Genomic DNA, 11,885 nt, shown 5'->3' on the forward strand with positions numbered 1-11,885 from the left:
CCTGACTACTTCATCAGCACCTGAAACTTCGGATTAAATTCATCGAAAATCGGTAAAGCGGCGGCGCCGAGAGCGGCTGTATCGCTGCCGGTCATGCCAATTTTTAGTCGCATATCGTTAAGATAGCGTCCGCGCACCGACTGATAAAGCGGCGGCAATCGCTGCACCATCTGCTCCAGCAACGGCGCAGGCATCATCCCGCCAATAATTACCGCCTCAGCATCAAACACCGACTCCAGAATATTGATCGCCTGACGCAACGGCGTCGTCACATTCTCAATCCATGCGGTAAAACGCGCGGGTTCAATCTGCAACAGATCTTCGGGCAGCGCCCGCATTGGATCGAGACCGCAGAATTCATAAGCGGCCTGCAGCGAGACGTAACGCTCCAGACAGCCCTGATTTCCGCAGTAGCAGTCGCGACCGCCCGGCTCGACCACAATGTGTCCGATTTCGCCCGCATTATGAGCGTGGCCGGTATAGATATGACCATCGGTGAAGATCCCCGCGCCCAGGCCGGTGCCGATATAGAGATAGATAAAGGAGTTCAGGTGGCGCGCTGTGCCGTGAAAGCGTTCGCCTATGGCGGCGACCGTAGCATCATTTTCCAGCGTCACCGGCAGACCACTGATGGTGGCGAGTTCAGCCTCGATATCGACCTGCTCCCAGCCGTTCAGCGTGGTCGGCCCCACTGATGAAATGCCCTCCACACCAAAAGGCCCTGGCATCACCACGCCAATCCCCAGCACTTTCTGCCACTGAGTACCCAGGAAGGCGCGCATCTCCTCCAGCACGCTGGCAATGCACGCCAGGGTGGCAGCAGGCTGAGGCTTTTGCACCAGAACGAGGCGGCGGAAACGCACTTCGCCGCTGAGATCGACCAGAACCAGCAGCAGCGTCTGGTGATCAAGATGGATGCCGATCGACCAGGCACTGGTGGGATTGAGCGTAACCGGAATTGAGGGCTGACCACGCCCGCTGCGGCGCGGCTGGCGGCTGGTCAGCAGTTCGGCCTGCTCCAGTTCCGCCACGATATTCGAGACGGTCTGCGGCGTCAGTGCCGTCATGCGGGCCAGTTCGGCACGGGTCAGTTCACCGTGCAGGCGAATGGCTTCAATCACCACACGTCGGTTATGCGCCCGCGCATGTTCAAGGTTGGTACCCGAGGTTTTCATGTTGTTTTCCATTTCAGCGGGACCCGACAGTATTGGTCTCCGAATGCAATCGGGCAAACAATATCTTTGATGCCGCACGCAATTCTCGCGCATCAGGATAGGCAATTTTGCCATAAAAGCGCAGTCTGAGTTTTAGCGTTGTTACGGCTTTGTTGCAATGCCCTCCGGCACTGTGGCACGCCGTTTGCTTAGATTCAGACAGGTCAGTTCACCCACTGACCAAAATTATGCCCCCGATTAAATCAATCAAATTGATTTAATTAACCGACAGCCTGTTGCTGCACAGTGGAGAAGACCATGTCACAGCGTTACACACCCCAACTAAAAGCCGGTTTTGCCGCCTTACTGATGTTAAGCGCAGGCAGCGCGGCGGCGGCCAGCCAGATCAATGCCCTGTTTATGACCCAGGCGGCTTACAGCGAAAATGATATCCGCGCGATGACGCAAAATTTTCAGAAGCAGCACCCGGATGTCACCGTCAATCTGGAGTTTGTTCCTTATGAGGCGCTGCACGACAAGATTGTGGCAGCGCGTGGCGCGGGCGGCAATGGCTATGATGTGGTGCTGTTCGATGCCATCTGGCCAGCGGAATTCGCCCGTTTCGATTTGCTGCAGGATGTCAGCGCACGCATTACGCCAGAGGATAAAGAGAAGGTCTTCCCGGGCGCGATGAACACCGTGGTTTACAAAGGTAAAACGCTGGGTATGCCGTGGATCCTCGACACCAAATACCTTTACTACAACAAAGCGATGCTGGCTAAAGCGGGCATCACCACGCCGCCACAGACCTGGCAGCAGGTGCTGGATGACGCGAAGATCATCAAGGATAAAAAGATTGTCACCTGGCCGCTGGTCTGGAGCTGGTCCCAGGCTGAGGCGCTGGTGTGTGACTACACCACGCTTGTTTCAGGCTTTGGTGGTCAGTTCTATCAGAACGGCAAACTTAACTTCTCCAGCCCGGCTTCACTCAAGGCGCTTAACCTGATGAAAAGCTCGCTCGATGAGGGCCTGAGTAACCCGGCGTCGCGTGAATATCTGGAAGAGGATGTGCGTAAATCGTTTTCTAATGGCGATGCGGCTTTCGCGCTGAACTGGACCTACATGTACAACATGGCGAACGATCCGAAGCAGAGCAAAGTGGCGGGCGACGTTGGGATCATGCCTGCGCCCGGCGATGCGCCAGGAAAAGTGGGGGCGGTAAACGGCTCAATGGGGCTGGGGATCACCAAAGGCAGCACCCATGCCAACGAGGCCTGGCAGTACATTCAGTACATGACCTCACAGCCGGTACAAAACCAGTATGCGAAGCTCAGCCTGCCGATCTGGAAATCCTCTTATCAGGATGAGGCGGTGAAAAAGGATCAGGAGAGCCTGATCGCCGCGGCGGACAAATCACTAAACGTGATGCTGTCACGTCCGGAGACCGCTGACTATTCCCGTCTGTCGAACCAGCTGCAACAGCAGTTACAGCAGGTGTTGCTGGGTAAAGCCCCGGCGCAGGACGCGATGGCGACGGTTGATAAAAGCGCCGCCCGGCTGCGTTAAGGAGTCACGATGCTGAGTTTGCGTCAACGCGAACAGCGTCAGGCATGGGTGCTGCTGGCACCCATGTTGCTGGTGATGCTGCTGTTAACCGCCTGGCCTCTGCTGCGTACCATCTGGCTCAGCTTTACCGATGCTGCGCTGATTGGCAGTGGTGAAACGCCTGCCTGGATTGGGCTGGAAAACTATCTCTATGCGCTTAGCGATCCCGACTTTCGGGCATCGATCTGGCGCACACTCTATTTCACCCTTGTGTCTGTCACCGTTGAAGGGATTATCGGCGTGCTGGTGGCGCTGCTGCTGAATCAGAAATTCACCGGGCGCAACGTTTTGCGGGTGCTGGTGATTCTGCCGTGGGCGCTGCCGACCATCGTCAACGCCATGATGTGGCGGCTCAACTTCAACCCTGATTACGGCAGCATCAACGCCCTGCTCAGCCAGCTCGGTATCATTGACGGTTATCGCAGCTGGCTGGGATCGCCGGAGGCGGCGCTCAATGCAGTGATGTTTGCGGATATCTGGAAAAACTATCCGCTGGTCACCCTGCTGGTGCTGGCGGCGCTGCAGTCGATCCCCGAGGATCTGTTTGAAGCGGCACGACTGGACGGTGCCTCCGCCTGGCGGCGTTTCCGGGCGATTACCTTCCCGGCGATTGTTGCACCGCTCGGCGTCGCGCTGGTGTTACGCACCATCGATGCCTTCAAAATCTTCGACATCATCTACGTGATGACGCGCGGCGGCCCGGTGGACAGCACCAAGACCCTGAGCTTTTTCGTTTATCAGGAGTCGTTCAGCTATCTGCGTGCCGGCAGCGGTGCCGCCTACGCGATACTGATGACCCTGATGTGCGCCCTTCTGATCACGCTCTATCTGCTGATGTTATGGCATCAGCGCCGCCGGAGTACCGCTTATGAAAACTAAACTGCGACGGGTCCTGCGTTACGGGGCTGCGCTGCTGGTCGCCGTCAGCATTCTGGCCCCGATGGGCTGGCTGTTTCTGATGAGTGTCAGTTCTGCCAGCGATCTCTCCCGCGTGCCGCTGGAGTGGCTGCCGCGTCAGTGGGATTTCAGTCGCTATCAGGGGCTGGTTTCGCTGGCACCGAATCAGCCCGGCAACGTTTTTCTGCACGCGCTGGGCAACAGTTTGCTGGTAGCGACGGTGGCCACAGCGATCTCGCTGCTGCTGGCGATACCCGCGGCGTTCAGCTTCTCACGCTACAGTGGTCGTGATGCCTGGCTTTCCGGCGCTCTGGCAATCTATATGGTGCCGCCCGTGGCGTTTGTGCTGCCGCTCTACTTTCTGCTGCAACAACTGGGGCTGCTCAACACCCGTCCCGGCCTGGTGATGGTCTACTGTTCGCTGATCCTGCCGTTTCTGACCTGGATGCTGAAGAACCAGTTCGACTCACTGCCACGTGATATCGAACAGGCAGCACGGCTTGATGGCCTGCGCTTCTGGCAGGTTCTGCTGCGCATTACGCTGCCGCTGGCAAAGCCGGTGCTGGGCGCTGCCGCGCTGTTCGGCTGGCTGCTCGCCTGGGATGAGTTTTTCTACGCGCTGCTGTTCACCAGCAATATTTCGGCACAGACCCTGCCGGTCGCGATTGCCGGTTTTACCGCCGGACGCGCGACCGATGACGGACTGATCGCGGCAATCGGCATTCTGGCTTCGGTGCCGCCACTGTTTATTGCCATCTGGTTGCAGAAGACGCTGGTCAGCGGTCTCACCAGCGGCGGAAGTAAGGGATAATTATGGTCACTACCCTCACGCCCACCCTCTATGTGGTGGGCAATATAAATGTTGATTTAATCATGAGTACGCTCAGCGACTGGCCGCAGCGCGGCACGGAAGTGATGCTGCAGCACAGCGAGTTACGTCCCGGCGGGTCCGCAGGTAACTGTGCGCTGGCGCTGGAGGCGATGCAGGTGCCGCATCGGGCCATTGCCAATCAGGGCGACGATGGCTTCAGTCACTGGCTCGCCAGTCACTTTCCTCATAGCGCTGCATACTGGCCGCGCTATACCTGTGAAACCTCGCTGACGGTAGGCGTGACCCATCCCGACAACGAACGCTCGTTTCTCAGCAATCACGGCCATATTACCGTGCTGACCGCGGACGATGTGCTGGCCCAGTTGCCGTCGCAGGCGACGTCGGGCGACATCGTACTGCTGTGCGGCACCTTTCTCTGTCTGGAACTCTATGATCACTACCCGGCGCTGCTGGCCGCGCTGCAACAGCGTGGCTTCTGTGTCGCCGTGGATACCGGCTGGCCGCCTGCGGGCTGGAGCGATGCGCTTCGCTTACAGATTGGCAACTGGTTAGCGGACTGTGACTGGCTGCTGCTGAATGAGGTGGAAGCGCTGGGCTTATCGGGCGCAGAACTGCTGGATGAAAGCGGTAAACAGCTGGCAGCCCGGCTCAGTGGTCGCGGCGGCTGTGTGATTAAGTGTGGCGCAGAGGGCGCACGTCTCTGGTCTGCCGCCTCTGTGCAGTATGCTGCTGCCCAGCCGGTAACGGTGGTAGATACCATTGGTGCCGGTGACAGTTTTAATGCCGGTTTTCTTACTGCACTGCTCTATCACCAGCCATCGCACACGGCGCTGCGCTGGGGCATTGAAGTGGCATCACAGGCGATAAGCAGCTCTCCGCGCCGCTATCCCAGCTGGCAACAACTCCAACTATCAAATGAGGTGCGCTGAACATGGCCAGTGTTGAACTTGTACAGGTGGCGAAGCGCTACGGTAAACAGAGCGTGCTGCACCCGCTGGATTTAACCATCCCTGATGGCAGTTTCACTGTGCTGGTTGGCCCCTCCGGCTGCGGCAAATCAACCCTGCTGCGGCTGCTTGCCGGTCTGGATACCGTCTCTGACGGGGCGATCATGCTGGATAAAAAACAGATTAACGATCTCGATCCTGCTGACCGGGATATCGCCATGGTGTTTCAGAGCTATGCGCTCTATCCGCATCTCACCGTCGCGGAGAATCTGGCGTTTCACATGCAGGTGAAAAAGGTGAAGCGCGAGGAGCAAAAAAGCAAAATCGCCCGCATTGCCGGCATTCTCGGCATCGATCAGCTGCTGCAGCGTTATCCAAGAGCGTTGTCGGGTGGACAGCGGCAGCGCGTGGCGATGGGCCGCGCCATGGTGCGCAATCCGCAGGTGTTTCTGTTTGATGAGCCGCTTTCTAATCTTGATGCGCAGTTACGCATGGAGCTGCGGGCCGAGATTAAGTCGCTGCATCAGCGTTTCAAAACCACTATGGTCTATGTTACCCATGATCAGGTTGAGGCGATGACGCTGGCGGATCAGATTGTAGTGATGAAAGAAGGGGTCATTGTGCAACAGGGTGCGCCGCTGGCGATTTATGACCGCCCGGTAAACACCTTCGTGGCGCGGTTTATCGGTTCACCGCCAATGAATCTGCTGGATGCCCGTTTCCAGACACGCGATGGTCTGCCTGGCGTCTGCTGTGGCGAGCAGTGGCTGCCGTTGCCGCGTCGCTGGCACAGTGCGGCACAGCAGCAGGCCGATCAGCCGGTCACGCTTGGCGTACGACCCCACGATCTGATTTTTGATGCCAGCGGGCAACCGGCGGCGGTCAATATTGTTGAGATCACCGGCGAATCGACCCTGCTACATCTGAACTGGCAGGGTTTCCCGCTGCATATGCAACTGACAGGCCGCAGCGATGCCGTGCCTGGCGGCACGCTGCCGGTGACTGTTAACCCGGATAAAATGCACTTGTTTGATGCCAGCAGCGGTGTGCGGCTGACGGAACAGTGATAAAAATAAACCCGCCAGCGGCTAATGCCAGTCAGTTAAGCGACAGATGATAACGCAGTCTGGTACCGGGCAGGGGCTGGCCAGGGAGGGCCGATCCCCGAACGGTTCGTCGGCACGACGTCAAAGCCGAAGGTACCGCGTGAGCGGCGCGAGGACGGCCCGGCAGCAGCAGAGGTGCGCTGGCCCGCACTGCGGCTCGCTCGCCCGGAAAAAAAGCTGCCACGTTTGACCGTGACAGCCTTTACAAACCTAATCTTAACTGATCAGCATTACGCCAGCGGCGGGTTTATTTTGTGAAGCAGAGTCTGGATCAGGAAACATACGCCTGCTTACGCCAGATGAAACTGCTCCACCGTCTGTGACAGCTGCTGCGCCTGATCTTCCAGCGAACTGGCGGCAGCCGACATCTGCTGCACCAGCGCGGCGTTCTGCTGGGTGACGCCATCCATTTCATTGACGGCAATCGTTACCTGACTGATGCCACGCGCCTGTTCGCTTGATGCTGTAACAATCTCACCGATAATCCCCTGCACCGAATTCACCGCCTGCATCATCTCCTGCATGGTTTTACCGGCATCGTTTACCAGCCGGACGCCGCTCTCGACCCGCACGCTCGACTCTTCAATCAGTGCGCCGATCTCTTTCACCGCGTTCGCGCTGCGCTGGGCCAGATTACGCACTTCAGAAGCCACCACGGCAAAACCGCGTCCCTGCTCACCGGCACGTGCAGCCTCCACCGCCGCATTCAGCGCCAGAATATTGGTCTGGAAGGCGATGCTGTTGATCATGGTGGTAATGTCGCCGATCTTTTTCGAACTGTCGTCGATCTGCGCCATGGTCTGCACCACCTCACCCACCAGCGAGGCACCACGACTGGCGATGTGGGTAGCGTTTTCAGTCAGGCTGGTCGCCTGCTGCGCGTTATCGGCATTCAGGCGAATCGTGGCGCTGATCTGCTCCATGCTGGCTGCGGTCTGCTCCAGCGCGGCGGCCTGTTGTTCGGTGCGTGACGCCAGATTGAGGTTTCCGCTGGCAATTTCACCCGCTCCCTGGCGTACTGATTCACTGGAATCTTTAATCTGCCCGACAATCTGCCGGAGCTGGCTTTGCATGGTATCCAGGGCGAAAAAGAGGCTGCTGCGATCGCCGTTTTTCACCACAATCGCGTTATCCAGCTTGCCATCGGCGACGGCCAGCGCAATATGCGCCGCTTCAGCCGGCTCACCGCCAATCGGACGCAACACTTTACGGCTGAACAGCATGCCCAGCACCGTCCCGACCAGCAGAACGCTCACGACCATCAGGATCACCGCCCACATCAGCTGCCGGTTTGAGGCGGCCATCACCTGACTGACTGGTGCCACCACGCCCAGATACCAGGGTTTGTCGCTGTTACCAATCACCACCGGCTGCCAGGTGACCAAAGCGTCTTCACCCAGCACGGCATCAAATCGCTGGACGACTTTTGACGTAAAACCCTCTTTTTCGCCTTTCCAGGGCTTCCCGGCTTCATCTTTCACCGGCGAAGAGACCACATTCCCGCCGTGAGAAAGCAGCAGCGCATAGCCGCTTCCCTGCCAGGGTTTAATCTGATTCACTTTCTGTTGCAGTGATGCCAGTGAAATGTCAGAGGTAACAATCGCCTTTAAGGTGCCCTGATCGATAATCGCGGCGGCGACGGAGGTGAGCAACGTCGGTACGCCGTTGTAGGCATAGCTATAGGGTTCGGTTAGCGTATCTTTTTGTGTTTTTTGCGGGATCAGATAGTAATCGCCCTGACCCGGTGTCAGATAGGAGAGCAGCGGATGCATCGAGTAAGTACCTGACGCGTCACGATCGACAAAAAAGGCATAACGGCCCTGCGGTGCCTGACCTGGCTGTGAAGCAAAATCAGCATCCCGGCCATCAAACGCATTCTGTTCAAATATCACTGACATCGACAGATAGTCAGGGTTAGCACGCAGCGCATACTCCATCACCTTATCGGCCGCTTTGCGATCGGTAATACCAACGTGGGGCAAGGCAATCAGACTTTGTCCAAGGTGACTCGCGACATCACGTGCATGGCTCAATTCCTGCTGCACCTGTAAGGCACGGCTCTGCGCAATCTGCTGCAGATATTGTTCGGCCAGCGCCTTCTGCTCTTTACCGGATTGCCAGCTGAGAACCCCAATTGTCACGGTAAATCCCAGCACTATCGTTAAACCACCCATGATCAGCATCTGGGCACGGGTACTCATTCTTTTCTTATGTGTTAACTGACTGACCATAGTGCTTCCCCTGAAATTTACCTGGCTCAATACCTCCTTGTAGTTATGGTGCTCCTGAGATCATCTATCGGCGGCGTTTTTTTGAACTTTAATGGCCATTTCCCCGCCGTGATGGGGGTCTCACAGCGCGTGATTACGGGAAGTTGATCGCAAAGGGATTATGGCGCTGCGAATGAACGGCCTTTTTTTGATCTGCAACAATACTGGTGCCCGCCATTACTGTCAGTTTATGTCAACAGTTGCTGTAGCCCCCTTATCGCAGTGGAGATAGAACAATGATCGGTAAATCAGGATTAGCTGTCGGGATGGTTGTCTGGCTGGCGTATGTCGCCTGGATCGTTCACTACTATTCAGACACCTTTATGCAGTTCTCCCGCTAAGCAAACAGGACCTTCGGGTCCTTTTTTTTGCCCATAATTCCGCGTGATTAGCCTGTGAGCCAAATATTCGCTATTATCGACTCATTCTGTGAGCCGAATAACCTTCTTTATTCGGCTCATCCACCCTTAGCGTGAGCCGATTATGAGCGTTACCTGGATCTGGCAACAGCCGGACTGGCCCCATTTTCAATGGCAGGACGCCGTGCTGTTACCGCGCCTGCGCCATCTGCAGCAGCAGCGCGGATTGCTGCTGGGCCGTGCCAGCCTGCATTCAGACAGTGAAACCCAGACGCTGGATACCCTGCTCAGCAATATCCTCTCCTCTTCCGCGATTGAAGAGGAGCGGGTCAACGTGCAATCGGTCCGCTCATCGCTGGCGCGTCGGTTAGGCGTGACGGAAGAGCAGCCCTATCCGGTCTCCGATCGTTCAGAAGGCCTGGCTGCCATGATGCTCGATGCCATCAACAACCGCAGCCAGCCGCTGACGCCTGAGCGTCTCTGTCAGTGGCATCGCTGGCTTTTCCCGGCCGATGAGTGGACGGTGCAGCGCCTGAGCGTCGGCACACTGCGCGGCAGTGAGCCGATGCAGGTCATCTCAGGTCGCATCGATCGTCCCACGGTGCATTTTGAAGCGCCGCCGCGACAGGGACTGGAGCCGCAGCTGGCGCAGTTTATTGAGTGGTTCAACAGCAGTCAGCATGATGTGATGCTGGACCCGTTGCTGCGCGCCGCCATCTGCCACCTCTGGTTTGTCACCCTGCACCCTTTTGATGATGGTAATGGTCGTATCACGCGTGCGTTAACCGATCTGGCGCTGGCGCAGGCCGACAGTCAGAGCATCCGGCTGTATGCCATGTCACCCGCCATTCTGACTCAGCGTGCCGGTTATTACCGCATCCTTGAGCAGACGCAGAAAGGCGGCCTGGATATCACCCACTGGCTGGTGTGGTTTCTTGATATCCTGGATGAGAGTCTGCAACAGGCGATGAACGTCATCGATCGCACTCAGATGAAAGCGCGTTTCTGGCTGCGGCATCAGGGAATGGGATTAAGTCCGGAACAGGTGAAAGTGCTGAACCGGCTGCTGGATGGCGGCGAGCAGGGTTTCGAACTGGGGATCAGCGCCAGCCAGTATCAGAAGGTCGCCAAAGTGAGTAAAGCCACCGCGACCCGTCATCTGGCCGATCTGGTTGAAAAAGGCTGCCTTTACCGGCTCGAAGGCGGAGGCAGGAGTACCCGCTATCAGGTTAACACCCACGAGAAGCCCTGAGCCGGGCTGTTTTGACTGCTAACCGGGAGTACATCGCGATCGTTGTGATGTACTCCTGAGTGCGGGAATTACTCTTTAAGTGAAGCCCCGTTGGTCGCAATGACCTCTTTATACCAGTAAAAGCTTTTCTTCCGGCTGCGGGCCAGCGAACCTTCCCCGGTATCATCGCGGTCAACATAAATAAAACCGTAACGCTTAGACAATTCGGCTTTTGATGCACTGACAAGATCGATCGGCCCCCAGCTGGTATAACCCATGACCTCCACGCCATCGTCAATGGCCTCACGCACCTGAACCAGATGATCGTTGAGGTAGCTGATGCGATAGTCATCCTGCACGACGCCCGTTGCATCCGGTATGTCTTTGGCGCCCAGTCCGTTCTCAACAATAAACAGCGGCTTCTGATAACGATCCCACAGCAGATTCAGCAAGGTCCGCAAACCCACCGGATCAATCTGCCAGCCCCATTCAGAACTCTGCAGGTGAGGATTGGGCACCATGCTCAGAATGTTACCCCGCATCTGCTGATTCAGCGCCTCATCGGCGGTCACGCAGCCGGACATGTAATAGCTGAACGAGATAAAATCGACGGTCGACTGAAGTATCTGGCGATCGGCATCCGTGATATCCAGCTGAATATTATTCTCACGGAAGAACCGCAACATATAACCCGGATAAACACCACGGCACTGAACATCGCCAAAAAATTGCCATTTCCGGTTCTCCTGCAGCGCTTCAAGCACATCATCCGGCTTACAACTGAGTGGATAGACCAGCCCTCCCAGCAGCATATTGCCAATGCTGGCGTCCGGGTTAATCTCGCGGCAGGCTTTCACCGCCAGCGCACTGGCGACCAGTTGATGATGAATCGCCTGATACACCTCACCTTTGCTGCTGGTTTCCGGCAGACCCACACCGGTCATTGGTGCGTGAAGCGACATGTTAATTTCGTTAAAGGTCAGCCAGAGTCTGACTTTCTGCCGGTAGCGGGCAAACACCGTACGGGCATAATGCTCAAAGAAGCCAATCACCTGACGGTTACCCCAGCCACCATACTGCTTCACCAGGTGCCAGGGCATCTCATAATGTGACAGCGTAACAAGTGGGGTAATATGATGTGCGGCTAGCTCATCGAATAACCGGTCATAAAAGGCCAGACCGGCCTCGTTAGGTTGTTGCTCGTCACCGTTCGGAAATATGCGCGTCCATGCGATTGAAACCCGCAGACAGCTGAACCCCATCTCTGCAAACAGCCTGATATCGTCCGGATAGCGGTGGTAAAAGTCGATCGCGATGTCTTTGAGGCTTCGGCTGCCCTCAACGCGCTCCGATACCGGGCCAAAAATTCCCTGTGGCTGAACGTCAGAGGTCGAGAGGCCTTTGCCCTCTTCCCGCCATGCGCCTTCAACCTGATTAGCGGCAACAGCACCGCCCCATAAAAATGAATCCGGGAAAGTTTTCAT

At 56.9% G+C, this 11,885-nt stretch carries 9 protein-coding genes; 6 read left to right on the forward strand and 3 right to left on the reverse strand.

All coding sequences use genetic code 11. The features are described 5' to 3' along the window. Nucleotides 1-5 precede the first annotated feature (5 nt). Entirely contained in the window at nucleotides 6-1,175 is a 1,170-nt protein-coding gene (locus HFD95_RS07905; RefSeq protein ID WP_010247093.1) for an ROK family transcriptional regulator, read from the reverse strand. Between the two features lie 297 nt (nucleotides 1,176-1,472). On the opposite strand from HFD95_RS07905, the gene HFD95_RS07910 reads away from it, so the two are divergent. From HFD95_RS07910 to HFD95_RS07930, 5 genes are read left to right on the forward strand one after another with little or no spacing between them, the layout of a single operon-like run. Further along, a complete protein-coding gene (locus tag HFD95_RS07910) occupies nucleotides 1,473-2,720 on the forward strand; it encodes an extracellular solute-binding protein (protein WP_033780246.1) in 1,248 nt (415 codons plus the stop codon). Nucleotides 2,721-2,729: 9 nt separating this feature from the next. Then, entirely contained in the window at nucleotides 2,730-3,638 is a 909-nt protein-coding gene (locus HFD95_RS07915; RefSeq protein WP_033787031.1) for a carbohydrate ABC transporter permease, read from the forward strand. Continuing rightward, on the forward strand, nucleotides 3,628-4,467 hold the full coding sequence (locus tag HFD95_RS07920) for a carbohydrate ABC transporter permease (protein WP_033760458.1): 840 nt from the start codon (nucleotides 3,628-3,630) through the stop codon (nucleotides 4,465-4,467). Before HFD95_RS07915 ends, HFD95_RS07920 begins: the two co-directional genes overlap by 11 nt. 2 nt (nucleotides 4,468-4,469) lie before the next feature. Beyond that, the gene (locus HFD95_RS07925; RefSeq protein ID WP_167430071.1) at nucleotides 4,470-5,417 is read left to right on the forward strand and encodes a carbohydrate kinase family protein; all 948 of its coding nucleotides are present in this window, start codon (nucleotides 4,470-4,472) and stop codon (nucleotides 5,415-5,417) included. A gap of 2 nt (nucleotides 5,418-5,419) precedes the next feature. Then, complete coding sequence (locus HFD95_RS07930; protein ID WP_031590703.1) at nucleotides 5,420-6,502, forward strand: ABC transporter ATP-binding protein; 1,083 nt, start codon at nucleotides 5,420-5,422, stop codon at nucleotides 6,500-6,502. A 329-nt stretch (nucleotides 6,503-6,831) separates the two neighbouring features. Here the strand turns inward: HFD95_RS07930 and HFD95_RS07935 are convergent, their stop codons facing one another. Next, on the reverse strand, nucleotides 6,832-8,772 hold the full coding sequence (locus HFD95_RS07935; protein ID WP_167430072.1) for a methyl-accepting chemotaxis protein: 1,941 nt from the start codon (nucleotides 8,770-8,772) through the stop codon (nucleotides 6,832-6,834). A 522-nt stretch (nucleotides 8,773-9,294) separates the two neighbouring features. Here HFD95_RS07935 and HFD95_RS07940 point away from each other — a divergent pair. Further along, on the forward strand, nucleotides 9,295-10,422 hold the full coding sequence (locus HFD95_RS07940; protein WP_033760478.1) for a Fic family protein: 1,128 nt from the start codon (nucleotides 9,295-9,297) through the stop codon (nucleotides 10,420-10,422). Between the two features lie 68 nt (nucleotides 10,423-10,490). Here HFD95_RS07940 and HFD95_RS07945 read toward each other — a convergent pair whose 3' ends face one another. Continuing rightward, entirely contained in the window at nucleotides 10,491-11,885 is a 1,395-nt protein-coding gene (locus HFD95_RS07945; protein WP_167430073.1) for a glycoside hydrolase family 1 protein, read from the reverse strand.

The organism is Pantoea sp. EKM10T, from assembly GCF_011800685.1.
Taxonomy (GTDB): domain Bacteria; phylum Pseudomonadota; class Gammaproteobacteria; order Enterobacterales; family Enterobacteriaceae; genus Pantoea; species Pantoea agglomerans.

What these genes read in the sequence shown, in the direction of transcription:
- HFD95_RS07905 (WP_010247093.1), bottom strand. Translation starts at nt 1,175, where the DNA reads ATGAAAACCTCGGGTACCAACCTTGAACATGCGCGGGCGCATAACCGA.
- HFD95_RS07910 (WP_033780246.1), top strand. Translation starts at nt 1,473, where the DNA reads ATGTCACAGCGTTACACACCCCAACTAAAAGCCGGTTTTGCCGCCTTA.
- HFD95_RS07915 (WP_033787031.1), top strand. Translation starts at nt 2,730, where the DNA reads ATGCTGAGTTTGCGTCAACGCGAACAGCGTCAGGCATGGGTGCTGCTG.
- HFD95_RS07920 (WP_033760458.1), top strand. Translation starts at nt 3,628, where the DNA reads ATGAAAACTAAACTGCGACGGGTCCTGCGTTACGGGGCTGCGCTGCTG.
- HFD95_RS07925 (WP_167430071.1), top strand. Translation starts at nt 4,470, where the DNA reads ATGGTCACTACCCTCACGCCCACCCTCTATGTGGTGGGCAATATAAAT.
- HFD95_RS07930 (WP_031590703.1), top strand. Translation starts at nt 5,420, where the DNA reads ATGGCCAGTGTTGAACTTGTACAGGTGGCGAAGCGCTACGGTAAACAG.
- HFD95_RS07935 (WP_167430072.1), bottom strand. Translation starts at nt 8,772, where the DNA reads ATGGTCAGTCAGTTAACACATAAGAAAAGAATGAGTACCCGTGCCCAG.
- HFD95_RS07940 (WP_033760478.1), top strand. Translation starts at nt 9,295, where the DNA reads ATGAGCGTTACCTGGATCTGGCAACAGCCGGACTGGCCCCATTTTCAA.
- HFD95_RS07945 (WP_167430073.1), bottom strand. Translation starts at nt 11,885, where the DNA reads ATGAAAACTTTCCCGGATTCATTTTTATGGGGCGGTGCTGTTGCCGCT.